The 26,376-nt window shown below is 51.6% G+C and carries 20 protein-coding genes; 4 read left to right on the forward strand and 16 right to left on the reverse strand.

What is annotated here, in order from left to right; all coding sequences use genetic code 11:
- The first annotated feature begins 84 nt into the window (after positions 1-84).
- A complete protein-coding gene (locus NATSA_RS01860; RefSeq protein ID WP_210509871.1) occupies positions 85-654 on the forward strand; it encodes a hypothetical protein in 570 nt (189 codons plus the stop codon).
- Positions 655-728: 74 nt separating this feature from the next.
- On the opposite strand, the gene NATSA_RS01865 is transcribed toward NATSA_RS01860, so the two are convergent.
- The 4 genes from NATSA_RS01865 to hglS form a co-directional block, all read right to left on the reverse strand.
- A complete protein-coding gene (locus tag NATSA_RS01865; protein WP_210509874.1) occupies positions 729-1,376 on the reverse strand; it encodes a YceI family protein in 648 nt (215 codons plus the stop codon).
- Between the two features lie 241 nt (positions 1,377-1,617).
- The gene (locus tag NATSA_RS01870) at positions 1,618-3,000 is read right to left on the reverse strand and encodes a sodium-dependent transporter (RefSeq protein ID WP_210509877.1); all 1,383 of its coding nucleotides are present in this window, start codon (positions 2,998-3,000) and stop codon (positions 1,618-1,620) included.
- 101 nt (positions 3,001-3,101) lie between these two features.
- On the reverse strand, positions 3,102-3,590 hold the full coding sequence (locus NATSA_RS01875; protein WP_210509880.1) for a hypothetical protein: 489 nt from the start codon (positions 3,588-3,590) through the stop codon (positions 3,102-3,104).
- Between the two features lie 78 nt (positions 3,591-3,668).
- Complete coding sequence (gene hglS, locus NATSA_RS01880) at positions 3,669-5,102, reverse strand: 2-oxoadipate dioxygenase/decarboxylase HglS (protein ID WP_210509885.1); 1,434 nt, start codon at positions 5,100-5,102, stop codon at positions 3,669-3,671.
- Positions 5,103-5,429: 327 nt separating this feature from the next.
- On the opposite strand from hglS, the gene NATSA_RS01885 reads away from it, so the two are divergent.
- Positions 5,430-6,338, forward strand: a complete 909-nt coding sequence (locus NATSA_RS01885; RefSeq protein WP_210509887.1) for a CheR family methyltransferase — start codon at positions 5,430-5,432, stop codon at positions 6,336-6,338.
- On the opposite strand, the gene NATSA_RS01890 is transcribed toward NATSA_RS01885, so the two are convergent.
- Complete coding sequence (locus NATSA_RS01890; RefSeq protein ID WP_210509891.1) at positions 6,312-7,055, reverse strand: diacylglycerol/polyprenol kinase family protein; 744 nt, start codon at positions 7,053-7,055, stop codon at positions 6,312-6,314. The two genes, NATSA_RS01885 and NATSA_RS01890, sit on opposite strands and share 27 nt — an antisense overlap.
- A complete protein-coding gene (locus NATSA_RS01895; protein ID WP_210509893.1) occupies positions 7,052-8,884 on the reverse strand; it encodes an amidohydrolase in 1,833 nt (610 codons plus the stop codon). Before NATSA_RS01895 ends, NATSA_RS01890 begins: the two co-directional genes overlap by 4 nt.
- A gap of 347 nt (positions 8,885-9,231) precedes the next feature.
- Here NATSA_RS01895 and NATSA_RS01900 point away from each other — a divergent pair, with 347 nt between their 5' ends.
- A complete protein-coding gene (locus NATSA_RS01900) occupies positions 9,232-10,104 on the forward strand; it encodes a hypothetical protein (protein WP_210509896.1) in 873 nt (290 codons plus the stop codon).
- 40 nt (positions 10,105-10,144) lie between these two features.
- Here the strand turns inward: NATSA_RS01900 and NATSA_RS01905 are convergent, their stop codons facing one another.
- From NATSA_RS01905 to NATSA_RS01950, 10 genes are all read right to left on the reverse strand, one after another.
- Positions 10,145-10,834 carry a sulfite exporter TauE/SafE family protein gene (locus NATSA_RS01905; protein WP_210509897.1) on the reverse strand — a complete coding sequence of 230 codons (690 nt, stop codon included), beginning with the start codon at positions 10,832-10,834 and terminating at the stop codon, positions 10,145-10,147.
- Positions 10,835-10,857: 23 nt separating this feature from the next.
- Positions 10,858-12,975 (reverse strand): heavy metal translocating P-type ATPase, encoded by a 2,118-nt coding sequence (locus tag NATSA_RS01910; protein WP_210509899.1) that lies wholly within the window; start codon positions 12,973-12,975, stop codon positions 10,858-10,860.
- 130 nt (positions 12,976-13,105) lie between these two features.
- Positions 13,106-13,750 carry a c-type cytochrome gene (locus NATSA_RS01915; protein WP_210509902.1) on the reverse strand — a complete coding sequence of 215 codons (645 nt, stop codon included), beginning with the start codon at positions 13,748-13,750 and terminating at the stop codon, positions 13,106-13,108.
- Positions 13,750-14,322, reverse strand: a complete 573-nt coding sequence (locus NATSA_RS01920; protein WP_210509904.1) for a cbb3-type cytochrome c oxidase subunit II — start codon at positions 14,320-14,322, stop codon at positions 13,750-13,752. The genes NATSA_RS01915 and NATSA_RS01920 overlap by 1 nt, the downstream gene beginning before the upstream one ends.
- Positions 14,319-15,752, reverse strand: a complete 1,434-nt coding sequence (locus NATSA_RS01925) for a cbb3-type cytochrome c oxidase subunit I (protein WP_210509907.1) — start codon at positions 15,750-15,752, stop codon at positions 14,319-14,321. Before NATSA_RS01925 ends, NATSA_RS01920 begins: the two co-directional genes overlap by 4 nt.
- A complete protein-coding gene (locus NATSA_RS01930; protein WP_210509910.1) occupies positions 15,730-15,954 on the reverse strand; it encodes a cbb3-type cytochrome oxidase assembly protein in 225 nt (74 codons plus the stop codon). Before NATSA_RS01930 ends, NATSA_RS01925 begins: the two co-directional genes overlap by 23 nt.
- A gap of 263 nt (positions 15,955-16,217) precedes the next feature.
- Positions 16,218-19,055, reverse strand: a complete 2,838-nt coding sequence (pulA, locus tag NATSA_RS01935; protein ID WP_210509914.1) for a pullulanase-type alpha-1,6-glucosidase — start codon at positions 19,053-19,055, stop codon at positions 16,218-16,220.
- 153 nt (positions 19,056-19,208) lie between these two features.
- Entirely contained in the window at positions 19,209-21,455 is a 2,247-nt protein-coding gene (locus tag NATSA_RS01940; RefSeq protein WP_210509916.1) for a CotH kinase family protein, read from the reverse strand.
- A 47-nt stretch (positions 21,456-21,502) separates the two neighbouring features.
- On the reverse strand, positions 21,503-22,693 hold the full coding sequence (locus tag NATSA_RS01945; protein ID WP_210509919.1) for a lamin tail domain-containing protein: 1,191 nt from the start codon (positions 22,691-22,693) through the stop codon (positions 21,503-21,505).
- Positions 22,690-24,855 (reverse strand): glycoside hydrolase family 97 protein, encoded by a 2,166-nt coding sequence (locus NATSA_RS01950; protein ID WP_210509921.1) that lies wholly within the window; start codon positions 24,853-24,855, stop codon positions 22,690-22,692. Before NATSA_RS01950 ends, NATSA_RS01945 begins: the two co-directional genes overlap by 4 nt.
- Before the next feature lie 171 nt (positions 24,856-25,026).
- On the opposite strand from NATSA_RS01950, the gene NATSA_RS01955 reads away from it, so the two are divergent.
- A complete protein-coding gene (locus tag NATSA_RS01955; RefSeq protein ID WP_246481561.1) occupies positions 25,027-26,358 on the forward strand; it encodes an amidohydrolase family protein in 1,332 nt (443 codons plus the stop codon).
- Positions 26,359-26,376: the final 18 nt, after the last annotated feature.

The following is a 26,376-nucleotide window of genomic DNA, read 5'->3' on the forward strand; positions in this document are numbered from 1 at the left end:
GTGACCATTTGAAATAATGACAATTGTTCAGGAAAAATTATATACTATCTTGTTATAGTCCTTTAACATCCAAATAAATGTCCGATGAAATACACACTTTTTATTTCCATATTTGTCGTTTTGTCGACAGGAGTCAGTGGATGCAACAACGACGAGCAAGCAGATGTCCATTCCGCTTTCTTCGATAATCTTTCCGCTCTTTGCGGTGAGACCTTTACTGGCGAGGCCTCCTATCCTGATGATCCGGACCATCCGCTTGTTGCCACGGAATTACGCACTCACCTGTCATTCTGCGATGAGGATATGATCCGCATCGAACTGTACCGCGACAGCGATTACTGGCACGGGGCGTGGGTCCTGGAAAAACGGCATGATGGCCTGCATCTGTTTCATGACCATCTCGGGGATGAGCGAACCGAAGAGGATCTGGGTGAGAATGATTCCCATGGCTACGGAGGCTATGCGGATGACCGGGGCTCGGCCACGCGTCAGCATTTTCCGGCTGATGATGTGACAGCGCAAATGATTCCGGAAGCGGCTACCAATGTCTGGATGATGGAGCTGGATCTTGAAGACGGGATTTTTACTTATTATCTGGAGCGTCATGATGAACCACGCTTCCGGGCAGAGCTCAGCAAAGCAAGCGTATATTGAGGTGGATCATACCATCCGCTGCCAGTAGCCTGTGCCGATCCATCGCCCGTGTTTGTAACCGACTTCCATATAAATTATTCCAGTAGTGCAAGCTTCCCTGGTGCAAAGTCAGCTTGCATCCGAACTTCCTGGTCTTTGAACATTTCAAAAGTATAAATACGGGGTGGAATAATATCATGCTCAACAATATCCAGGGTAAACCCGGCATCAAGTAAAATTCCGGCAACCATTTTTTTGAGGAATCCATCTGCAGTTATATCGCGTTCTATCCCATTCAAAGTAAATTTTCCTGAGGCCTTTACCACTTGCTCCATATTGCTGTTCTGATCAAATGCAGGTTCAAATGTGCCCTTAAAATGTACCATTGGATTCGTAAACGCGTTCAATAACTCAAAAATATCCGAATCTCTTCTGATGATCCCTGTTCTTAGTGTCGTTAAATCCAGTTCCAGTTCAATTTCATTTTTTTGAAGATCGATATACCCGGTCAAATTTTTTGAATTTCCAGTAAAAATGGCAACTGTTCCTGAAAAACCCGTTGTGAACTCAACATAACCGCTGCTGGTTGAAAAGACCTCTTCGTTATCAAACCATTTCTGGCTTGCTGCATTCTCGTCAGTGAGCGTCAGATGATCATCTTTATGCTTATTTTTATGATCTTTATGCTCAGAAACGCTTTCACTGCAAGAAACCATTACCAGGCTTGTCAGGATAAGAAACATATATAATTTCATTTTTTTCCATTAGTATAGGCTTGTTCACGAAATACAAACCAAATGAACTGAGCTCGACTATGATATTCATACGCAGCATATCATGTGTCAGTCAATTGGCCTGCAGAGGGATATAAAGGGAGAGCATAAACAGCAACTAAATATACTGATATTCAGTATAAATATCCAATTAACAGTATCTTGTGCTAATTATTTTACTCGTCTGCAAACAAAACAGACTGCCAGAATATCAGGATTTTAAAAGTTCCCAGTACCCGCTGATCAAAACTGCAATGATGATGAGCGGCAAAATCCATGTGACATAGAATCGCACAACGAGGGGAAACTTGAGCCCTGTTCCGGTATTGGCTTCTGCGATGAACCTTTTCCATCCCCATCCGTACCGGGTGGTGGTAAACAGCACAAAAATGAGTGCACCAATGGGGATGATGGTGGTGCTTACCAGCATATCCTCGAGTTCCAGAATATTGCTGCCTTCGCCCAGCGGCTGAATGTCGGACAGCACATTGAAACCGAGCACGGTCGGCATCGACAGGATGATGAGCGCGATGCAGTTGACCCATGAAGCGCGCCTGCGTGTCCATCCCCAAAAATCGATCCAGTAACTCACGATATTTTCAAGAATGGCAATGACCGTAGACAGAGCAGCAAAGCTCATGAAAAGGAAGAATACTGTGGCCCAGAAGTATCCTCCCGCCATCTGGTTGAAGATGTTAGGCAAAGTTACGAAAAGCAGCCCGGGTCCAGCATCCGGACTTACACCGAACGCAAAGCTGGCTGGAAAGATGATCAGTCCGCTCATGATGGCCACTGAGGCGTCCAGCCCGACAATCCGAACCGATTCGCCGGGCAGCGAACGTTCTTTTCCGATGTAGCTTCCGAATATGGCCATGCCGCCCATTCCGATGCTGAGCGTAAAGAACGCCTGCCCCATGGCTGCAAGTATAACGGCGCCGGCGCCCTGTTCCATCATACGTCCGAAATCGGGCAGCAGATAAAATGCCAGTCCCTCGGAAGCGCCATCGAGTGTAATAGCGTTAACGGCCAGGGCAATCATCAGAAAGAGCAGAGACAGCATCATGAATTTGGATACACGCTCGACGCCCCGGCGTAATCCGATACCGGTGACCACAAATCCGATGACTACCGACAGGATCATCCAGAAGGTCATTCCGATGGGATCGGTAAGCATTCCGCTGAAGTATTCCTGCGTTTCTGCCGATGACAGGCCGGTCAGTTCGCCTCTCAGACTGGAATAAAAATAAGCGAGTATCCATCCGGTCACCGTCGTGTAGAACATCATCAGCAAGTAGTTGCCGCCGATGCCGATATGCCCGTAGATATTCCAGTATGTTCCTTTGGGCTGAAGGGTTTTGAATGCCTTGCCGATATTCTGGCGTGCCGCGCGGCCGACTGACAGCTCCATGACCATCAGGGGCAGACCCAGAATGACCAGAAAGATCAGGTAAACAAGTACGAAGGAAGCCCCGCCGTAGAGTCCGGCAATAAATGGGAACCGCCACACATTACCCAGGCCAACCGCACAGCTTGCAGCAAGCAGCAGGAATCCAAGCCTGGTTTTGAGAGTTTCACGAACGGGAGATTCACCCATTTGCAATACCGGAATTAATGCAATGTGATACGGAAAGAACCGTCAATCCGGTCCTGTTTCAGGATGGAATCTCGTGAAAATTTTATAAAAAACGGAATTTTTTATGAGTGCGGGTCCGGTCCGCTTACGCCCGCATATCTGAGGCACAGCAGAAGCACAATTCCGTACCCCAAATGCATGGTAAGGCCGGCCAGGAATATCAGACCGGGAAACCAGGTGTCAAAGTAGAAAATTCCGACGGCATCTCCCGCAGCGAGGGCAACCAGCGGCGACAAGATCAATCCGGCGAACAAAGAAATTATGACTCCGTAGATGATGCCTTGCACAAACCAGTTTCCGGGAATACGTTTCTGAAGAAAAGCAACCCATATCAATGCCAGCAAAATGCCGCCCATATAGAAAGCAGCATTGCCCCACATTATTCCATAGGGTTCGTCGGGATGAACCTCATTGAAACTGGCCTTGATCAGATGCCCGACATCAATTGCCGGTAAACCGACCCCGCCCTGCACAAAGGCAATCATCATCATGACAAAGGTGGCTATGAAACCGGAGATAACCGTACGCCAGAAAATGCCGGAGCTTATCATAATCCCGCTATTTTATTGATGTTTAATAACTTGAAACCAACATACAAATAAATTGCGGCTTATGCATCTGTCAATTGGTTACAGAATACTGCGGATGGACTGCTCTTCCTGACGGCGGTACAAATCATGGTAATCTGCCACCGTATCGCCAAGTGCTTCTTCAAGCAGCGCCCGGTCCGAAGCTTCTCCGCTTTCAATCAAGCCGCTCTTTTCGTCGAGGTTGGACTTGAAGATTCCGGCGGCACTGACAGGAAGGAAGTCTTCATAGGTGACCGGCGTGGCTTTAACCAATCCTTTGCGGATCAATGTTTCCATCAGCTGGTGGTTGCTCTGTCCGTTTTGCTCGGCCTGTATGGCTTCGGGATGCTGCTGCCCTTTTTTCGTCTTTTCGTAAACGAAATAGCCAAGATCCTGCCGGCGCAGCTCATCATTCGTTTTGGCAGGAAACTCTTTCTCAAACAGTTCGGCAAGCATTCCGGGGTACTCTTTTCGATATACTTCCTCCCCTTCTTTCTTCAGGTCGTTTCCATACTGTTTCGCTTTTGCAATGAGCCGGTCGTATATGGCCATTCCTTCCGGTTTCAGCGCCGTGTGCCGCTGCTCTATCTCCCCGAAGCGGGCACGGTGCCGGCCTTCCACATAGCCCCCTTTGTCATCAGGGAAATGCGTTTTTTCAACCAGGGCGCGGAACGAGGTCTGCTGCAACAGAATGGGCCACCCCGACGGCGGGCCCTGGACTTCCGGGATGGTCTCGATGCCCATATCCTGCATGCGCCTGTGCAGTTTCTGAATGTCGAGGACCCTCGGAGTCAGGTGGTTGATATGCGGACCTTTAAATGATGCGATATCTGCAACCAGTCCGCTTGATTTCAGGAACTTTTCGTACTGATCCAGCGGCACGCGCGCCTCACTGTGCCAGCGGAAGGTTTCCAGTGCCTCCCGGATAAACGCATCAGCCTGATCGGCCGTCAATCCCCCCTGCCTTTCGTTGATGTTGATGAGTTCAATGGCTCCGGGTGTGAATATTTCGCGGTCAGCAAGTGAGTCGATGGCCTGCTGCCGGGTTTCATCATCCAGAAGATCTGTTCTGAGCAGTGAGGTGAATACCCGGAAGGGATTTTTGGCAAGTTCGTCTTCTTCGACCGGACGAAACGCGGTTGAATGTACGGGCAGGTTGGCGACAGAGAGATCATAATAGCCCACAGGAACCATTCCCATCACGCCAAACAGCCTCGACATGGTTGCAAGCTCTTCCGGCTTGCCCAGCCGGATAGCCCCGTGACGCTCTTCGGACACGCGGTCAAGGCTGCCAACTTCTTCTTCAAGATCCGGATGTGCCTCAAGGTGTTCTCTGTTGATGTCGCGGACAATATCGAGCAGCTCCCCGTAGAGCGGCACTTCTTTCTTGTACATGTCCGACATTGCCCTTGAAAACGTTTCACGAATCTGATGCTTTGGCACAAATGTGTGACCAGAAGATTCGGCACTCCTTTCTTTCACTGCCTGACCCATGACAACTCCTATTTTTTTCAGGTTATGATTTCCTCACTTGCGCACTCGACTTGTGCATCCAGGGACTTTATGCACTTCGTTCCGGCAAAGTTATCTTATAAACTACTGATTCTAAAACAATAAAAATGCAGGCCTGATTCCGGATAATGAACAAAAATTACACCATGCCTCCGCATGTAATACTTTAGCTATCACGAATTCCAGATACGGAGCACCTGGCCGGTCAAACGCCGCACCCACCCCCTTTTCGCAACCCGGTTTTATTTTCCTGTTTATTGATGATACCTTGCTGATGATGCCGTCCGGCAGGATTGCGACCGAAGATTTATGAATAACAAAATGGCAAGAGAAAGACCCTGCAACTCTGATGATGTATACCCCGGAACGGCTGTCGGTTTTCTGCAGTGGGCGCTTCCGAAACTGGGGTATCGCTGGGCCGGATACCGGAAACCCAGAAGGCAGGTAATCCGGAGAATCCGGAGCCTTATGGCCGATACCGGCTGCACCAGCTATGCAGATTATGCTCGCTTCCTGGAGCGGAATCCGGAAGAATGGAAACGACTTGATGCGAATTGTGACATTACCATCAGCCGTTTTTTCCGGGACAGAAAATTATGGGATCAGCTCAGAGATGATGTGCTTCCGGAGCTGATGGCAGCCCGCCGGCCGGAGCCGCTGCGAATCTGGTCTGCCGGCTGCTGCAACGGCGAAGAAGCCTACAGTGCCGCAATCATGCTTATGGAAAATGCAGGTCAGGACAGCACCGGAAATTTACCTGAAAGTCCGGGACAGATTCTGGCTACGGACCGGAACCCGGAAGTGCTGCGCCGTGCCGAATCAGCCTTCTACAGTCCCGGATCACTGAAAGAAGCAACCGCCAACGAAAAACAAAAATGGTTTGAATTCGAAGCCGGAATCGATAAATCAGATCACGTACGGGCAGGTGCTGCAGGCTGCCGCGTCCGGCCGGAAGTCCGGCGGCTTGTTACATTCCGGCAGCTGGATATAAGCAAAAAAATGCCAGATACCATCTTTGACATCATATTCTGCCGGAATCTGGTCTTTACCTACTTCACTGAGGAGCGTCAGTTTACGGCTCTGGAGTCATTTGCAGAGCGGATGCAATCCAACGGATACCTGATCACCGGATCGCACGAAAAACTGCCGGATTGTGCACTTTCAGCCCGTTTTGAAATGGTAACATCATGCTTATATAAACTGAGTGATGGCAAGTAGTGAAAATCCGCCGGCCAGAAAAATAAAAGGGGTATCCCAGGTATGGGGAGAAAATGCTTCTGCCAGGGTCATGATTACCGGCATTGCGATTAATGCTGTAATCAGTTGCTGTGCGGTAAAATGGTCGTGAAAAAACGGCACGACCAGCAGGGAAGTGATAAATACACAGGCGCTTCCTTCCAGTGTTCTCTGATACCTTCGGGATGACAAGAAGGCAGGAACCGGGTAACTGTGACGGCCGTATCGGACGCCTACAGGTTCGGCAAGACCGTCACCAATCCCGTTAATGAGTATGGGAATCATCATCAGTTCTCCCATGCCATGGTGTCCGAAAGCAATGACGAAGAAGACGATGACGATATAGCCGGTAATAACCTGCGTTGTCAACCAGAAAAGAGTGTAGGGGCGGTCCTCAGGTCTGTCAATCGCCCGGAATAACACGGAAGCAAAATACCATCGGTCCCGTATGGGTTTGAGAAACAGGCCGAGTCCCAGCATAAGTATCACACCCGTGGACACCGAAAGGGAGACTGGATTGCCATCCACATCGAAATCCGGGGCAAAGAGTACCGGAAAGAAAAAAATGGCGAAGTGAAACAGTTTTCTGGTGTAATTGACTTTCACTCCGCGATGTATCACAAGCAGTCCGGCCAGATAACCGACAATCAGAACAGAGCCAAGCCGCAGTACCTGATATAACAGATATTCAATGGTCATGGATATACCTTCTCTCCTGCCAGCCAGGTTTCCACCACTTCAATCCGGTGAATTTCAGATTCAGGAATTTCAAAAAAATCCTTGTCAACAAGGATAAAGTCGGCCCATTTGCCCGGTTCAAGCGATCCGGTCCTGTCTTCCATAAAACCGGCATAGGCAGCTCCGAGAGTAAAGCTGTGCAGTGCCTCTTTCCGGCTGAGGCGTTGTTCCGGGTACCATCCGCCCTCCGGATTTCCCTCATGATCCCGGCGTTTTACCGCTGAATAGAGTCCATGAAAGGGATTGGATAGTTCGACCGGAAAGTCGGATCCGGATGCGATCATGATATTTTGCTCCAGGATGGTCCGCCAGGCGTACGCTCCTTTCATCCGGTCCCGGCCAATCCTGTCTTCTGCCATGTTCATATCACTGGTTGCATGTACCGGCTGCATCGAGGCAATGACGCCGAGCTCATCAAACCGCGGAATATCATCGGGATGGACCACCTGGGCGTGTTCAATGCGCGGCCGGTTGAGGCGGGCATCAATCCCGGCATCCGAATTATTTTGCTGCACACCAGACTCTTCTGCTGCATTTTCAAAAACATCGAGGACCATCCGGTTGGCTTCATCGCCAATGGCATGCACGGCCGGCTGAAATCCTGCCTGGATAATTTTTCTGATTTTTTCTGTTAGTTCCTCATGGGATAACAGCAGCAAACCCCGGTTGCCGGGATCATCGGAATAGTCATCCAGCAGTGCGGCACCGCGGCTCCCCAGCGCCCCGTCGGTATACAGCTTGACACTTCGGAGAAACAAACGGTCATCAGCGTAGCCGTCAACCGGGCCGGATTCCGGCCAGGTATCCGAATGAGCAACGGGTTTTTGTCCGGACCGGTCCTTGTCCCGGCGGGCCATCTCTCCGCCGGACAGGCGGTCAAAATCATCGCCGGCACCACCAGTCATGCCATACACTCTTGTTGTAAGTTTGCCCTTGTCAGCAAACTCCTTCATCAGCCTGACATCCTCAAATCCAAGGCCGGCATCGTGCACACCGGTCAGACCTTCGGAGCGCAATTTGTCGAGAGCAGCCTCCAGAGCCATTTTTCGCTCGGCTTCCCGCGGCGGGGGGATGTGGTCACGGATCAGATCCATAGCCCGGTCGATGAAGACACCAGTCGGTTCGCCATCGTCATCACGTATAACAGAACCGCCATCCGGATCCGTGGTTTCTTTGGTAACACCCGCTATTTCCAGAGCTTTGGAGTTGGCCCACCCGGCATGACCATCCACTCTGGTAAGCCAAACCGGCCGGTCCGGAACCACCTTGTCGAGAACTTCGGCCGTTGGGAAACGATCCTCATCCCAGAGCACCTGATTCCATCCGCGTCCGCGAATCCAGGGCAGGTCGGGATAATCCTGTGCATACGCTTCCACTTTTTGCAGTGTCTCTTCCAGTGACTGCAGTCCCATGACATTCACATTCAAATTGGCTTCGCCCAGCCCCATAATGTGGCCGTGGGCATCGGTTAGTCCGGGAAGCAGGGCATGCCCATTGCCGTCGATCAGTTTGGCATCAGGGTATTTTTCATTCAGTTCACTCCTGGTGCCGGTCAGAAGAACTCTGCCGTCCTGAATGGCAATTGCCTCAAATTGTTTGAGGGTGGCGGCATCCGGCAGCCAGGCATTCCGGTTCGGGTCAGCCGCTTTAAGGCTGTTTTCCGACCCCGGTTTTGCTTTTTCATTTGAATCTTCAGCAATGCTGCCGGGAACAAGGGTATAACCGGTAACATTATGAATGATAATTGCCTGTTGTTCCCCGGAAGCTTTTGCCCCGGCTGCCGTCAGCATTAGAAAGAAAAAACAACAGAAAAATAAAACCGATCCGGACATATCAGAAGTAATCATTATGACAGGTTGTAGTGTATGACTTTTGCTGTTTCAGGCAATTTGCCTGGTGTCCAATATAGTATTTTGCCCGGAATTCAGAAGAAAGCGCTTATCTCTCCTGCGGTTCATGCATTTGCGGGATCATCCTGTTTTTCAGAGCCGGGAAGCATTGTTTTATAGACTTTTTTAATACTTTTGCGGATAAAACATTAAAACTATAGGTTTGATGCAAGCAGAGTTAAGCACGTATTGCAATTAATTCTGTCTGATCACCAGCAATCATATATCGTCAAAGACAAGAGGGGTTTATGAAAACCATTACAAATTTTGTACTGGCCGGGTTACTGGTCCTGGTACTGCCGGCTGCACTGAAAGCTCAGGATAACAATCAGGAGACAAATGAAACAGCAGTATCTGCATCGGATTACCGCGGACAGTCACTGGTCGGCGGAACAATGCCATTCTATTTTCACTATGAAAATCAGACATGGTACAATGAACTTGCCTACATGGCCATGATCGGAACACCGAAGAACAATCTTCTTATCGGATACGGCGAATCCGGGGATATCTATACGGATCATGCGACGGGAAACCGGGCGTATGAAACGCAAATTTTTCACGCAAGTCTTCAGTTGGGCGGCGATGCGACCATCTGGGACCGTTTTCTGAGACTTCCGCTGCATGTCTATGTTCCCATCAGGTTCCACTCCGGATACAACCGCCTGATGTTTGACGGTCAATACGCCGGAAATGATGACAACGCTGCCAGATCGACCAAAAATTTTCTTAATGCCAACTTGGGAGCCGGACTGGGGGCCAGTTATGATCTGACGGTGCTGGACAGAATACCCATTCTGGGTTCGGATTTCAGTTTTGATGCTGTTTATACCCGCAACCCCGGTGTGATGATTCGCTTTATTAACGATGATGACGACCCGTTCGATAATGACAACGGAAATGAGGTTGGCGCGGCTGTGTCCAGTGAATTCCTGCTTATGGCACGTGTTCATCGCTTTCTGGAGGCCAATATCGGCCTGAGCGCGGGCATGCGCTTCAGCAAGCTGAACTGGTCGGCCGGACCTTACGAGTTCAGTGAGCTTTTCAGCGCCGTTGTGGGTGACGATATTCCACCCAATGAGATGAACTATTCCGGATTTTTCCTGGGAATAACCTGGTAATTTTATTCCCGGCAGGTCCCGCAGCCGTTCGGAAGCACCGTTAATGACAGGATCCGTTTCCGGCCAGATCGGGGCTTATAAATGGTATTCCGAGTGAAAGCCCCCTCAATATCAGCAGTATACCCACCAGCAGGGCCAGCCAGGGTATGGCCTTCTGCAGGCGCAGATGCCAGTTCCCGCTCAGCAGTCCCGGTGAAAGCGCCATCAGAAACATTACGGGGATGGTTCCTATGCCGAACAGTCCCATATAAGCCATACCGCCAAGCAGGCTGCCGGACGCCAGTGCTGCTGCTAGTGCAATATACACCAGTCCGCAGGGCAGGAAACCGTTGATAATTCCGATCGCAAACATGCCCGTTTGTGAGTTATGCTGCATGAGCGGCCGCATCATTTGCTCAAACCGGACGGAGAGTCCTGAAAAAACCGACCCTCCCGGTATCCAGCTCCTTTTCCAGGTCAGAAGTGTGGCCAGCACAATGCCTGTGCCGGTCAGCACGGACAGTAGTTCCTGATATCCGGCCAGCCAGATTCCCAAACCCATCATTCCAAGCAGCCCTCCGAGAAGTATGTATGTTACCGTTCTGCCCAGGTTATAGAATATGCGTCCGGTTACATAGGATCGCATGAAGTCACGGCTTCCCGGCAGGGCCACGGCAATGGGTCCGCACATTCCGATGCAATGCGCAGAACCAAGCAATCCAAATACAAATGCTGTCCAGAGAATATCCATTTATTCGATTACCTTTCGATGTGTTATGTTTCGCTGACTCCGGGCTTCAGCAGAGCCTCATTTGTGATATTATTGACCTGGTTTTCCAGCTCTGCCAGTGACTGCTGGCGCCGCTGAAGTGATCCGGAGTGCATTGTCACAAAAAGCGAACTCAGCATCATGGCCAGAATGGCAAAAAACGGATGGAGCCATCCCATCAGTGCCACACCTACCCCAACGACATTGTATGCGACAGCCCAGAAGAAGTTGCCCCGTATGGTGCTGTGAATTTTTCCGGAAAAACGCAGGATTTCGGGAATTACACCCAGGTTGGGGTGAAAAAACACGAAGTCGGCATGATTTTTTATACTGAGTGTGCCGTTGTACACACCCGCACCCAGATCGGCTTTGTTGATTGCCATCAGATCATTTGTTCCGTCGCCGACAAACATCACTTTTCCGTAAGTTTTCCGGTACCGGTCGACCCATTCCGCTTTTTGTTCGGGAGTACAGCCTTTGTGATAGTCCACATCATCATATCCCGGAGAGAAGCCCTCATGCCAGTGCACATTGCCATCCTCCGGCATCGCCGATGATGCGGTACTCGGATCTCCCGTAAGAACCGCTACTTTCATATTGAGATCGTTGCGAAGCGACGTAATGACATTTTCAAGCTGATCTCTCGGAGGCTGATAAATTTGCAGCCTGAGCATAAGCCGGTCATCCAGAAACAAGCCGAGCTCACCAGAAACAAGCCGTCTGCCTGCAGCTTCATGCCGGTCATTCACCAGCAGGATGTGGTGTTTGCGGTCCAGCACCCATCCTTCCATACCCTTTCCGGGCAGCAACCGTGTCTCGTCCGGATGCACCGGGTCCAGATCGTTCTGATCCAGATATCTGCGAAAAGCACGTGCAAATGGATGGGACTGATCCATTTCAAGTCCGCCGGCGACACGCATCAGCCGCTCAAGCGGCCATTCGGGGTCATCTTCTGCCTGATCGATAGAGCGGAATGCCACACCCTCGGTCAGCGTGCCGGTCTTGTCAAACAAAACGACTCTGGTGTCGGACAGTTTCTCCAGGGCCCGGCTTCCCCCCATTGCAACCACACCGGAGCGATGAAGCCGCTGATTGGCTACCCACAGGGCTGCCGGTGTTGATATGGAAAAGGCGCAAGGACAACCTATCAGCAAAACTGCCAGAAATACCTGCAGCCCGTCGGCCATGCCGTATGCGGATGAGTGATAGCCAAGGCCAAAAAAAGCGGCCATAATGACGCATACAAGCAAAATTGACGCGCCCCGGGAGGCTGCCCGCTCATAATAGCCGGGCCGGGAGCGCATTGCACGTGCCTGCCGGATATATTCATGAAGTGAAGACTCCCTGTAGGGATGAGTGACGCTTAGCGTAAGACCGCCGTCAATGCTGATACTTCCTGCCGATACGGTATCACCCTCTTTTTTTGAAACAGGGTCAGGCTCTCCGGTAAGATGCGACTCGTCAACAAATCCGCTTCCGCCGGCAACCAGACTATCTGTAAGCACCGGTTGTCCGGCTTCGGTCAGGAACCGGTCACCAACGGCCAGACTGTCAGCCGTTGTTCGGATTGCTGCCACGGAGCCGTCGTTTTGCGGCTGCTCCTTCAGCACCTCGGGCGATGACTGAGGCTGCCAAAACCTCGAATAAGCCGCCATACCCCGTTTGATCCGCGTGTCTATCAGAAGACTCCCGATATAAAAAGTGAGAATCATCGCCGAAGTCTCGAAATAAGTGGGTCCGGAATACGGGGCGACATCCCCAACAGGAAGCGCCAGACTATCCGGGATGCCTGCCGATAATGTATTCCAGGCTGAAAGCAGGTAGGCAGCTCCCGAACCGGTGAAAATCAGGGAAGCCAGACTCAGTCTCCGGTCAGAAATCTCACGCCTGAGATTGTCGATAAAGGGTCCGGCAAGCAGTACAATCACGCCGGTTGCCAGTATCAGGCTGACATATCGCAGAAAGACAGGAGCCTGGTCGGATTCGAAGTGGAGGGTAAGGCTGATGAATATCAGAAAGATGGATGCGATCAGGGCCAGAGCAAATCTCAGATAGAGGAGATTCAACGGCGACAGGCGGTTACCGGACGGATCCCCGTCAGGGCTGCTGCCGTGACGTTCCATTTCCCAAACCATCCGGCACCCGAAACAACAGAAAACGTGAGATTCCTGACGCTGTTTTCGGGGTGACCCGGAGGCCGGTCCGCTGCGGACGGGCAAACCGCAATGTGTGCAAGCTGAGGTACTATGTTCCTTATTGCTGTTCAATGAACTGTTCGAGCTCCTCTTCGGTCCAGGCGGATGTGCGGTCTTCCGTGGCTTCCCTTATTTCAGCAACTTCATCTTCAGAAACTTCCGGGGCTTCGTTATCAAACGAATTCCGGATGTAAGTCACAACGGCGGCGACCTCTTCGTCGGAGAGCTGCCGTGAAAAGCCGGGCATGGGTGCGTTATAGGTCACACCTTCGCGAACGATTTCACCTTCGAAACCGCGCAGTACAATATTGACGGGACGCTGCGGATCACCAACCACCCAGTCGGAACCGCCAAGCGGAGGAAATGCCCCCTCCACCCCGGCGCCGTCCTGCTGGTGGCATGACTGGCACAACCGCGTATAGACCCGGCTGCCCACCTGCATCGGGTCGAATTCCTCTTCTTCTGCCACGGCAGGTTCGGCTTCTGTAAAAAGCACATGCGGACGATCGGAAACCTCTCCCAGATATCTTCCCATATAGAAAAAACCGAAAGCGAGTGTCAGTACAATGATGACATACATCCACCAGGGCCCGCGCTCATTGCCCTCTTCCGGAATCTGTTCTTCTTTTTCAAGGGCAGCCTGATGGAGTTCTTCCATGCTGCGATAATCCTCCCGATCACCAAAAAATCGTTCATCAGCCATTATTGAACTCCTGTTTCCTGATCCAGAGATATGAGATAGGCCACGAGATAACGTGCTTCATCTGTCGGCAGAATTTTCTTGCCTGGTATACGGAACCGCTCGGGCAGATTCAGTCCGTCCCGCCCGGGCCGGGCGTCTTCGCTGACGACATCAAAAAGCCAAGGGAACGGAGGCATGATGCTTTCTTCGTTGATCGCCCTGGGCTGATACAGATTGATGTAATGCCATTCCCGTCCGGATTGGCGGGCACCGATGTTGGCAAGGTCGGGACCGGTGCGCATGGTCCCCAGATTGTGCGGGAGCAGATTGCGGTAGTCGGTGGCTTCGCTTCCGCGTCCCCAGCCCCGTTCCACGTCCGCCCCGAAACCTTCCGGACGTGTCTGTTTCGAATGGCAGTAGATGCATCCTTCCCTGACGAATATCCGGTGCCCCTCGGTTACTTCAAACGGAGTAAAATAGATGGGTTCCTTGACTCCTTCATCAATAAAGATTTTGGGAAGGATGGTCAGTCCGAACATGGCAATCATAAACGTGGCAATAATGCCGAAAAGTAAAATGGAATACCGGATCATAAAGCAAACTCCTTTCTGATTTTTTCCCAGATCAGCGGCGTTGCCGGTTGCTCACCGGGTTGAAAGACCATGCGGACAAGCAGCCATGCGAAGATGAGGTGTCCGGCCCCCATAAGAATGCCGGATACCGAGCGGGCTATGAGATAGGGAATGGTCATGGTTACCGTATCTGTGAAGGGAACATCGGGGTCATTCATGGCAAATCCCTGAAACAGGCCTATCCCCTGCAGCGCGCCGGCATAGATGATGATACCGATGGCGGTGAGCCAGAAGTGCCATTTGATAAGTTTTTTGGAATGCCACTCCCTTAGCGTAATCCGGGGCAGGATGTAATAGCATGCGCCGAAAAGCATCATGGTGACAAAGGCATACATGCCGATGTGGGCATGAGCCACAACAAAGTGGGTAAAGTGGATCACTTCGTTGACCGAGCGAAGCGCCTGCATGCTGCCTTGCAGGCTCACAAAGGTGTAGCTCATGGCTGCAAAAACAACAAACCTGAGGGTCGGTGAGTACTTTATGGCACTGAAGGATCCGACTACGGTCATGTGGTGATTTACGGCAACCACAACTACCGGAATGACCATCATAACACTGGCGGCGATGGAAATGGTAACAAACCAGGTGGGAACGGGGCCGCCGATCAGGTGATGGAATCCGTTCCAGTTGTAGAACAGGGCGAGTCCCCAGAAGCCAAGCAGTGACAGTCCGTAACTGTATATGGGCCGGCCGAGTACTTTTGGAATAAAGTAGTAGGCGGCGGCCAGTCCGACAGGCGTGAACCACAGGCCAAGGGCATTGTGTGCATACCACCAGTTCATTCCAGCCTGAACCGTGGGTGTATCAAAAATGGGAAGGGACGATACCAGTCCGAGCAGAGGAAACCAGAGAAACGCAGCCAGTATGTACCAAACCGACACATAGAGCTGTTTTACTCTTCTTGTGAGTATCATGAGCAAGACCGATGCCGACATGATGATCACACAAAGTACGATGGCGACCATGGTTGATACCGGAAACTCGAGCCATTCGATTCCCCTTGAGAAACCTGCAAGGATCTGAATACTGCCGACAAGCAGTGCGATGTTCCAGACTGCCCCTGCCACAATGATATAGCCTCTGAGCAGTATCGGCACTTTGAGCAGGCGGCTGAGCATCCACAGTGCAACACCGGCCCCTGTGAGGGAGGCCCATCCATAAACCATGGTGTTCAGGTGAAGGGGACGGACCCTGCCGAAAGTGAGCCATTCTGCTGAACCCAGCCACTCGGGCAGGTGCATTTTTATGGATGCGACCAAAGCCAGCAATGTTCCGAAAAGCAGCCAGAATACGCCTGAAAGAATCAGGAACAGTACGACAAAACGTGCTTTCTGATCCAGTTCTGTTACACTGAGCTCTTTGTTTTGATTACTTTGTTTTTCTTGATTCACGCTGTTGAGCTTCTCCTTCCTCTTTTTCCATGAATATCTGGTCGGTACGCTTACCTGCCGGCTCTTCCTCATCAAAAGGAAGCATGCTTCCTTTTTGGATATTGTCGAACTGTCCGTTGAAGAATGCCCACAGGAACAGGGCCAGACCACCTGAAATAATCAAAAGTGAAGATATGACCAGAATAAAAGCACCGGTACTCATGGATTCAATGGTTTTGGTTCAGACAGCAGCACCAGGCAAGTCAGAGTATTAAGGCAGAAATGAAAATAATTGCTCTCCGCCTTCACCTGTTGACAACACAGAAACTGACCGCAGGTAGAACTGTCTCAGGTCAAAAAAAAAATACAAGACACTACGGACGGAACCGGCAACTTACATCCGGATCCATAAATATTAATTACTAAAGAAATTATCTAAACAGAGGTACATTTCAAAATAAAATCAATGATTTTGGTTTAAAATAATCACTCATTACAGATAAATGTACCCTGCCCATCAGCCTGGGGTTTCACAAAAACTGCAGAAGTATGGGGAGGGATCCGGAAGTTGTTTCCATCGCGTTCGGACTCCTTTACAACCGGATCAACACCATCAGCCTGGATCGGGTGAAGCTGCAACCCTTCCCATGATACACCCTCGCGTTCAAGTGATATGGTGCGATACTCATTGTCAGCATTGAATATCACCAGAATGCCATCGAGTTCGGGATCGAGCGGCTCACCGGCACACTGACCGTCCGATATGGCCATCGCGATAATGCCGGGCTCCTGCTCAGGTCCGGTATTGAGAAATGCGACACGCTTGTGAACCTGTTCGGCTTCCCTCAGACGGAACAGCGGTGAGGAATAGCGTATCCTGAGCTGTTCCCGGAAAAGCTGATGTGCCAGATCCATCAACTCTTTCTGAACATCAAACACCGGATTGCGCAGAAAATCCCGCATCTGATCCCATCTCGGTTCATTGTCCCAGGCCGGAGGCAGTCCTTTGCCCCATTTGTGGGAATCGAGACTGAAATCAACGGCATTATACCAGTCACCGGAATCGAAACTGTTGCGGTCCAGCGATTTCGACCGGAGAATATCGGTACCCATCTGATAGAACGGGACTCCCTGGCCATAATTGATAAATGCATTGCTGAGCATGTGGACACGGACGCGGTCAGACATACCCATATCCAGCGGCAGTTTAACCTGGGTGTTGTCCCACAATGTTTCATTGTCGTGTTTATCGATATAGTTCACGGATTCCTGAGGATTGAGCGCAAAGCCAATCATTTCGTTACCACCATCTACACGATCGCCATCTCGGTTCAGATAGGGGTAGGTCGACAGATTTCCTGCCATTCCAACACGGATGCGGTCACCTGCTTCAAGCAAACTGGCGAGGTTATCTTCCTGCTCGCTGTATGCATCCTCATTCGGGAACAGGTACATTCCGCTCGTGAACCCCTGGGACCGGCCGTGGTCGGTAAAGTTGCCGCCTCGGATGGCATCCCGGCTCCGGTCATTGAAATTACCGATTCCGGTGCCGCCCATGTTAAACTGCGTGGCCTGTACAAATATGCGGTCATCGGCAACCTCGCCAAAATTCCATCCCTCACCATAAATGTAAATGTTCTCGCCGTCCACACCGTCATCTTCCAGTGTAAGCCCGGCCAGCTCCTCTTTCAGCCGCTCCATTACCGATTTCGGATGGTGTCCCATCAGATCAAAGCGAAAGGAGTCAATTTTGTAATTCCTTGCCCAAAGCACCACGGAATCGATGATCAGTTTCTCCATCATGCCATGTTCGGCGGCAGTATTTTCGCAGCAGGTGGATGTTTCCATCTCCCCTGTATCAACGTCGTAGCGGTGGTAATATCCCGGCACAACCTTGTCCAGCACGGAAAAACGCGACTCCGGACCGGATGCAAATGTATGGTTATACACAACATCGACCACGACATTCAGCCCGATTTGTGCCAGTGACTGCACCATGTGCCGCAGTTCAAGAATGCGCGCCGTTCCGTCCGGATCCGTGGCATAACTTCCCTGGGGGACATTGAAGTGGAACGGATCGTACCCCCAGTTGAAACCGTCACGGGCTGCCATTCCCTCCATCCGGCCGGGCACACTGTACGGCTTCTGGATGAGCTCGGTGGCCGGATCTTCCTCCGCCATTTCCCCGAAAACTTCCCGGATTGACCGCGATCCATGCTCATCACACAGCTGATTCAGCTCCGGATGATCGAAGAACTCACAAATCCGGTCGTAAGGATGATGCAGGTCGATTCGACGTGTGGTATCCTCGATTACCGAAGCTATGTCGTTGACAGGCAGCAAGTGAAGATGTGTCAGTCCGGCATCCGAAAGCCGCCTGAGGTGAGCCATGCCGTCGGAAAGCGGGCGGTCACCCACACCATTATGGGTAAATGCCATGTATTTTCCGCGATACTCCTCCGGAACGGTTTGGTCCTCCATGCTGAAATCGCGGACGTGCGCTTCATAAAGGGTTATGTCGGACGGATGGGGAAGTGATTTTTTCAATCGTCCCCAGCAGTTGGGTTTCAGATCTTCGTCGTCGAGATTGACAAACTGACTGAAGCGGCTGTCGGTCGTCAGGCTCACGGAATAGGGATCCGTTACTTCGTAATGATTTACCTTCTGATTGTCATGGTGGTACACCGAAATGTCGAACCGGTAGTATTTCCTGTCCCACTCCTCCCGGTCACCGCGGAAATGCCAGACACCGTCTTCCGGATGCTGATCATTTACAGGCTCTAACTGCTCCAGGCGGTCTTCTCCGGCATCATAGATATTCAACCTGACCGACTGCGCCGTCGGTGCCCATAGTTTTAGTGTGATATTATCACCATCGTATATCGGGCCGAGTTCGCCGTCATAAAAATAGTGTTCGTCGATGACACCCGGAAACTGCACCCGGGTGGCCGCTACCGGCTTGTCATTGGGATCATAGGCAACCGCCACGAGCTGGCCTTTCAGGGCTTCTTTGACGATGGGTTTGTCTGCCCCGACTCTGCGGACCGGACGGTCTGACAGGTGCGGATAGCGATCCCTGATCTCACTTCCGGCACTCACTTCACTCCCGACTTCGATCACTTCGCCGCCGGACACCCCTTCTTCATCGACTACAATATCAGCATCGGCACTGTAACGGATTTCATGGCGGTATCCGAACTCACCACTGTCCCAGATCAGCCGGTCGGAAGAAACCCAGTGCGCCGAAGCACCGGAAATTTCGGTTACCACATCATCGGGTCCGGCCTCTTTCGGCCGGCTGCAAGAAAAAAGTAAAGCTGCCATACAAATTATGGATAACGTGCGCGTAACGAAATAGTACATAGTTCCTGTTCGGTTAGATCTGAAATATTGTAATGCTGCCAGAACAATATACACAGTGCACCAGAAATAACATGCAAAAATTTGTCCCCTTTTAGTGCACCGGGGCGGGATTAACTACTGTACCAGCATCATGGTACGTGTCTGCTGGTAACTCTCCGTGCGCAGACGATAGAGTAAAACACCGCTGGCCAGTTCCCTGGCCCGAAAGTATACCGTATGATTGCCCGGATCCATAACCCTGTCCAGCAAGGTCTGGACATGCCGGCCGGTTACATCATAAACATCGATCCGGACCTGCTGCTGCTCAGGAATATCAAATTGGATTGTGGTTATGTCGTTGAACGGATTGGGGTAGTTCTGATGCAGTTTGACACGCTCCGGTTTATCATCTCTGTCGCCGTTGGTTACAGACCTGAAGTGAATATTATCAAGCCGGAGTTTATCAGCCTCCAGAGTATCCGGCTGCACCTCATCGTCACTGAGACCGTATCGCCAAAGCAGCTGGACATACGGCCGGTCGTGCATGTCATCAGGAAGCCTGACTGTCTGTTCCAGTTCATGTCCGGCTTCACTTTCTGCCTCGTATTGCACGGGATTACCATTCTCATCCGTAACGTCCCGGAATTCTCCCTCATCACCGATGCGATACTGAAGGCGCCAGCTGTAAATTCCGGTTCCCGGCTGCACGGTTCCTCCCGTCCAACTCAACTCGTAATTGTCATCGGTGCGGGTATCCAGGGCAAACAACACGCCACCGAGGCGGTTTTCAGGATACATTTCTTCATCGTCACCCGATGGTGCATTCACCATGGCAAGGCCGTTCTCACCAAGACCATTTATGCGCGTACCCAACTGCTGATTGTAGCCTCCTTCTGTAAAGCCGGCGACCGGTGTTTGCGGGCCGCCGTTTTCTTCCTCCATGTAAACAAAAGCCATGTTGTCAGGATAAACGGCGACGGAAGTGTCCGGACTCCAGTATCCGAACCGGCAGTCTGTGTTTGCGAGCTGACAGGGATCGGGAAACCGCTCTTCGCCATCGGGAATAAATACCGCCTTGAGTGCGGTATCCTCTTCCGGATCGATGGTTATTCGCCTTTTCTCAGCTTCGGAACCATCCACTCCTTCCCAGTGAGAAAATTCAAATCCCGGTTCCGGCTCGGCCTCGAGCGTGACAGGAATTCCGGTGAAGTAATGCCCGTGCCACGGATAAAGTTCATCACCGGCACCCTCTACACCCGGCTCCACAGTGATCGTATTCACAGTAATGGAACCGTGACGATCACCAGAAGCATCCAGTTTTAATACGTAATCATCCTGAAGGTCAAAATTGTCTATGATATGCTGCCGCTGAATCTCCGGGCGCCGGTTGCCGTATTCGATAAAATCGTCAGCACTGTTGCGTGTAGTGAGGGGATAAGCCCAACGATCTTCATGAAAGGGTATCATGTAGGCAATCCGGTCATACTCCTGCTGAACCACCGAACGCACATGATCCTTGTTGAAGGTTGTATTCATCAGATCCGCAAACCGGTTCAGGAACAGGTGATAAAACTCCTGGTTTTCAAGCAGGTTTCGCAGCAGGGCCGTCCGGTCCGCACCTCCGAAATCATATGGCGGTTCTCCGCCGCCCTCGGGAGAAATGGCATTGTAAAGCAGGTCATATTCGAGGTTGCGTTTTAATCCGGCCTCGTCAAAATCCCAGACCAGATACCGCCACCTTCCGTCCTCGTAAGGCCCCTCACCGGTATCCCGCGCACGCCAGAGCCGGAAATGCCTTGATCCGTACCAATCTACATTCCCGAGGTAGATGAACACAACATTGAAATCAATGTAGCTCATGATATCAAGTTTTTCCGTCATCCCGGCGTAGTGATCCGGATCGGAAAGATCATTATCCACGGCATGACGATACATGTCCAGATACAAAACAAAGTCCTCAGGGTAACCTTCCTCTACACGGCCAGGATGATTTTCACCGTACGGACCCTGTATCATAACCACATTGTCTTCATGTACGCCATAGTTATAGCGAATGTGAAACCGATCAAAACGATCCCGGAGATAGACCAGGCCCCAGTACTCACCATTGATCATGTGATGCATGGCTTTGCTTCGCTGTGACCCGGCGTATGCCGGCTCCATCAGACGATGTGCGGCAATATCATTCAGATAGTCTCTGAGGTTTCCGTTCGTTCGCATGAGCAGCCGGTTGAACGTGTCCAGCGGTTTGTTTTCCGCCTTGTCTTCAGCACCGGCAAAGAACTGATAGTTGAAACGGTTTTCGAAGTCGTATTGCCCGCGCGCATAGAGCCGGAACGACTTGATGTCATTGTTGCGTGAACCGCCGCCATGAATCCGCATACCGGCATTCTGCGAAAAAAAGGATCCCTGTCCGGGGTCAATAAAATCTATGTGAACCGGACGCTCCCAGTCATGGCCCCGCTGCTGATAATTACCGGCAGAAACAAAGTCATTCTCCTGTCCCCCTCATCAAAATAGATCTGGCCGGGAACGTAAATCCCGTTTTCATGGCCGAACAGATTGTCCAGCCCTGTAGTAATGGAGAGTACCGGCAGTTTAAACTGTGGTTTCCCCGGGCCTTCAGGGATGTAGGTGGCAGTGGCGGTCGGACCAGTTTGCCCGTTCTTGTAGACCGCAGCACGAACCACCCGTGCTTTCAGCAAGTCTTCAGGCGGGCGATGCCACAAGTGGCGCCCGCGGGATTTATCGTAAGTAGTGATGATATCAGCGGCAATATTACCAGAGTCGGTGCGGTCTGACAGGGTAAGCGGCCCGTCATAGATATAGGTGCGATTGGTTTTCCCGACAATCTGTTTTTCGCTGTCTTCACCGGGGAAAAAGTAAGCTACAGAAAAGGATTCGCCCTGGCCGTTCAGATTTGCAGGATCCGGCTCGGAGCCGTCAAGCGTGTACAGAATGGTGGCCTCGGGGTCATCGGCATGGATCGAAACTTCAATTTCATCTTCAAAAAATCCGGATGGAACGGAAATTTCCGGTGTTTCTATAAGCTCGGTCAGACCCGGCTCATCATTGGCAGCACCCGGAGTAGGATCGTAGAAAAAGTACCATTCATCACCGCCGTCGGGATAACGGCCGAACGAAATATCGGTGGGAATGAGACGCGGCGTTATTTCGTCAAGCCTTTCTCCGGTAAATGGGTGGGTCAGAAGCACCTCTTCACCGGCCTGGGCAATGCGGAAGTTGGTGTGCAGCGGTTCGCCGGGGTTGCGGCGGTTCTTTCCTGACGCCCATACAAGCAGATATTCACCGGGCTCTATTACGGTTCCTTCCGGAAAAAGCCATTGAAAGGGTTCGTCATAGTCATCAGACAGCCCGAAATTAGCAAGATCAACCGGCTGATCACCGCGATTGTACAGTTCAATCCAGTCTTCGTAATCTCCGTCTTCATCAGCATTGGTAGTCGCATTTGAGGCCAGCACCTCGTTGATGACCACCGCATTGTCGTTATCACCGTCAGTATTTTGACCGGCTGCAAGTCGCTCCGGCAGAAAAGCTGTTATGAAAAATAAAACCAGAAATTGCGCAAAAAGCCGCATGTTGACGGGGGTATTACTCACTGACTCAGCCGCTCAATGTCTTCATCATCAGCCGGACGGAAACGCACTGCCTGACCGCCGCCGGGCGCCAGTTCAAGTGACATCATTGTTTCGCTGTCAACCAGACGGTCTTCGACAACGATGTCGTAGGGATTGGTATCCCAGTCGGCTTCCGGCCCGTCACGATAAATTTCGGCAACGTATTGCCGGCCGGAATCAAGAAAATCCAGATCTGCATCCAGTGTCCGGCCTTCCTCGTCGGTGATGCTTCCCAAAAACCACTCATCGCTGTTGCGGTCCTTGCGGACAATGGTCACGAAGTTCCCGATGTCGGCATGCAGCACGCGGGTATCGTACCAGTCAACCGGAACATCCTTGATAAACTGAAACGGCTCCGGGTTGGCTTCGTAGTTTTCAGGAAGGTCAGCCGCCATCTGCAGCGGGCTGTAAATGGTGACATAGAGCGCCAGTTCTTTTGCGAGTGTGTGCTTGACCCGGTTGTCGGGACGGTACTCGTCAAAATGGAGGTCAAAGATGCCAGGTGTATAGTCAAACGGCCCGGACAGCATGCGGACGAACGGCAGCTGGACGACATACTCCGGCGGATTTCCGCCCCACTCACCCCAGGCATTGTACTCCTGCCCGACAGCCACTTCCCGCGTCATCAGATTCGGCCAGGTCCTGCGAAGGCCGGTGTCCTTGACGCCTTCGTGGACATTCAGGGAGATCTTGTGGGATGCGGCCAGCTCCACCACACGCTGATGATGATCGACCATAAACTGTCCGTGATGCCACTCATACTGCTCGTTTCCATCTTCATCATAGCGCATAATTTCCTGGCCATGACCCACATAGCCGGTCTTGACCGCACGCACTCCAAGGTCTTCATAGAGCGCATAGGCTTCTTCCATCTGGCTTTCATAGTGCAGAACCGTAGCAGAATTTTCATGGTGCCCCATCAGCCGGGTGCCGCTCTCAAGGGCATACTGTGCCACGCCTTCGAGATCAAACTCGGGAATGGATTCGGTGAAATCGAACACCACGCCTTCCTCGTACCAGTTTTCATCCCAGCCCGGATTCCATCCTTCCACCAGGACATGGTCGAAATCATGTTCGGCCGCAAAGTCGATATATCTTTTGGCACGTTCGGTAGTTGCCCCGAGATTCGGACCCGGTCCCCATGTGTATTTATCCAGATGCATTCCCCACCAGATACCGATGTATTTTCCGGGCTCAATCCAGGAGGTATCCTCAATCTTGTTCGGCTCGTTGAGGTTGAGGATCAGGTAGGATGTGATCAGATCGCCGGGATCATCGGCAATTTGCAGTGTTCTCCATGGGGTGACCATGGGTGCTGAACCGCGTACGCGGACCCCGTCCGACCAGGGCATGATATTGGACTGCAGCGTGTAACCGTCCACGCGCTCCAAAGTCATTGTGGAGTAGTCCACCAGAGCTGCTTCATGAAAACTCAGATAGAGACCGTCGTCGGTCTGCATGGTCAGGGGCGTATGCACGGTATCGGCCTGTGAGATCGGGGTGTCTTCGAACAGATACTCAAACCTGTTCCACTGGTAGCCATGGATATACCATGAGCGGTGGTCACCTGTAAGCGCAAATTCGGTGAGCTCATCCATGATGACCAGTGTATCGAGTTCGGGTTGCTCAGGGAATTCATAGCGGAAACCGATGCCATCGTCAAAAGCCCGGAAAACCAGAGTAAGCTCGCGCTGCTTGTCATCTTCTTCGGCAAGGTGAACCTTGAGCTCATTATAGTTATTTCTGATGAACTGCTTTTCCCCCCAGACCTGCTCCCAGGTTTCATCCATCGATCCGCTTTCCACCGATGATACTACGAAACCGTCGCGCATATCCGGCACATCGGCCAGTTCAAAACCCATTTTTGAAGGTTTCAGCACCGCCTGCCCGTCCCGCTCCACACTGTAAACCGGTGTGCCGTCAGCATCGAGCCAGAACGTGATTGTGTTCAGCTCTCCGGGAGATGTTACCGAAAATTCGGCAACTTCTTCACCGGCATAAGCTTCCGGCCTTTCTTCAGTTCCTTCTTCAGGCTGCAGAGCATCGGATGCAGGCTCAGTTGCCCCGCAGGCGGTAACGAGAATGGCAAAAACAAACAGAAATGGAATCAGAGTGTGTCGGAGGCAGTTTTTATGTAATAGCATGGCATCAAGGTCGCATTGGGTATTTTAATATTGTTGATATTGAGGCAATTTATCACAATTGGACGTCCCGGGGCAACTTTTTTAATTATTGGTTTAATTGATTGCGAAATTTCAGATATTTATTTCCTTCCTGCAAAATCTGACATGTAACCCATTCATATCATGCTTCAATTGATACGTAAGCCAGTCGTCACCGAACGTTCCGGCAATGATTCCCGGATGACATCACCCGCCAAACCACTGGTATGTATACTTGTGCTTGTTCTGCTGAGTACGTCCGCCTCGCTCCGGGCTCAGGAAAAACCGACTGCTTTCACCGGCGGAACCATCATCACCGTAACCGGTGACACATATGACAACGGGGTTCTGCTTGTTCAGGACGGCACTATTGCGGATGTGGGCGCATCCGGAGATGTCAGCATTCCCGGTAATGCAGAGGTCCGGGATGTTTCAGGAAAGGTGATGATGCCGGGGCTCGTCGATCCGCATTCCCATATCGGCGAAGGTGAAGGCGGAGACCGGTCCGACGCGCTGCATCCCGATGTGCGCATACTCGACACCATCGACCCGAAAAGCGACTCATTCCGGCGGGCACTGGCCGGTGGGGTCACCTCGGTAAATGTCATGCCGGGGTCGGGACACCTTATCAGCGGACAGACCGTCTATCTCAAGCTGCGTCCGTCCCGCAAAATTGAGGACATGCTGATGTATGTGGATGAGGAGGAGGAAATCTATGGCGGACTGAAGGTTGCCAACGGGACCAACCCGCTGCATGAGCCGCCGTTTCCCGGAACCAGAGCCAAATCGGCAGCCTTGTACCGTGCACTGTTCGTGCGGGCAGAGGAATACCGGGACAAGATCAGGGCTGCTGACGGAGATGCTGACCGCATGCCTTCCCGCGACCTGGCCCTTGAAACACTGGTTGAGGTACTTGAAGGACGCAGAATCGTGCACAATCACACGCACCGGCATGATGATATTCTCACGGCCATCCGACTGGCCGATGAGTTCGGGTACCGCATGGTGCTGCATCATGTTACCGATGCCTGGAAGGTTGCAGATGTTATCGCAGAATCGGGTTATCCCGCATCCATCATCTATATTGATGCCCCGGGAGGCAAGATGGAAGCCGTTAATCTGCTGCCAAAAGCCGGGCCGGTTCTGGAGAAAGCCGGCGCAGAGTTTGGCTTTCATACCGATGACGGAGTTACGGATTCGCGTCTTTTCCTGAGATCGCCGGCATTTGCCATGCGGGAAGGCATGAGCCGCCAAATGGCACTGGAGTCGGTGACCATCGCCAACGCCCGGCAAATGGACATAGATGACCGCACCGGTTCACTTGAGCCGGGAAAGGATGCCGACTTTATCCTGATCAGCGGCGATCCGTTCAGTGTTTACACCCGTATTCTTCAGACCTGGATTGAAGGACAGAAAGTCTGGGATTTTGATGATTCCGATGACCGCAAACATGCTTTAGGCGGATACAAGATCAGAGAGGAGTGAACATTTTTGGAAAGCAGA

Source organism: Natronogracilivirga saccharolytica (genome assembly GCF_017921895.1).
Lineage (GTDB): Bacteria > Bacteroidota > Rhodothermia > Balneolales > Natronogracilivirgulaceae > Natronogracilivirga > Natronogracilivirga saccharolytica.

Excerpts from the sequence above, each read along its gene's own strand:
- NATSA_RS01930 (WP_210509910.1), bottom strand. The coding sequence starts at position 15,954 with ATGAGTACCGGTGCTTTTATTCTGGTCATATCTTCACTTTTGATTATT.
- NATSA_RS01920 (WP_210509904.1), bottom strand. The coding sequence starts at position 14,322 with ATGATCCGGTATTCCATTTTACTTTTCGGCATTATTGCCACGTTTATG.
- hglS (WP_210509885.1), bottom strand. The coding sequence starts at position 5,102 with ATGGGTCAGGCAGTGAAAGAAAGGAGTGCCGAATCTTCTGGTCACACA.
- NATSA_RS01910 (WP_210509899.1), bottom strand. The coding sequence starts at position 12,975 with ATGGAACGTCACGGCAGCAGCCCTGACGGGGATCCGTCCGGTAACCGC.
- NATSA_RS01890 (WP_210509891.1), bottom strand. The coding sequence starts at position 7,055 with ATGACCATTGAATATCTGTTATATCAGGTACTGCGGCTTGGCTCTGTT.
- NATSA_RS01870 (WP_210509877.1), bottom strand. The coding sequence starts at position 3,000 with ATGGGTGAATCTCCCGTTCGTGAAACTCTCAAAACCAGGCTTGGATTC.
- NATSA_RS01875 (WP_210509880.1), bottom strand. The coding sequence starts at position 3,590 with ATGATAAGCTCCGGCATTTTCTGGCGTACGGTTATCTCCGGTTTCATA.
- NATSA_RS01885 (WP_210509887.1), top strand. The coding sequence starts at position 5,430 with ATGAATAACAAAATGGCAAGAGAAAGACCCTGCAACTCTGATGATGTA.
- NATSA_RS01950 (WP_210509921.1), bottom strand. The coding sequence starts at position 24,855 with ATGCTATTACATAAAAACTGCCTCCGACACACTCTGATTCCATTTCTG.
- NATSA_RS01940 (WP_210509916.1), bottom strand. The coding sequence starts at position 21,455 with ATGCGGATTCATGGCGGCGGTTCACGCAACAATGACATCAAGTCGTTC.
- NATSA_RS01860 (WP_210509871.1), top strand. The coding sequence starts at position 85 with ATGAAATACACACTTTTTATTTCCATATTTGTCGTTTTGTCGACAGGA.
- NATSA_RS01865 (WP_210509874.1), bottom strand. The coding sequence starts at position 1,376 with ATGTTTCTTATCCTGACAAGCCTGGTAATGGTTTCTTGCAGTGAAAGC.
- NATSA_RS01915 (WP_210509902.1), bottom strand. The coding sequence starts at position 13,750 with ATGGCTGATGAACGATTTTTTGGTGATCGGGAGGATTATCGCAGCATG.
- NATSA_RS01905 (WP_210509897.1), bottom strand. The coding sequence starts at position 10,834 with ATGGATATTCTCTGGACAGCATTTGTATTTGGATTGCTTGGTTCTGCG.
- NATSA_RS01900 (WP_210509896.1), top strand. The coding sequence starts at position 9,232 with ATGAAAACCATTACAAATTTTGTACTGGCCGGGTTACTGGTCCTGGTA.
- NATSA_RS01895 (WP_210509893.1), bottom strand. The coding sequence starts at position 8,884 with ATGCTGACGGCAGCCGGGGCAAAAGCTTCCGGGGAACAACAGGCAATT.
- pulA (WP_210509914.1), bottom strand. The coding sequence starts at position 19,055 with ATGGCAGCTTTACTTTTTTCTTGCAGCCGGCCGAAAGAGGCCGGACCC.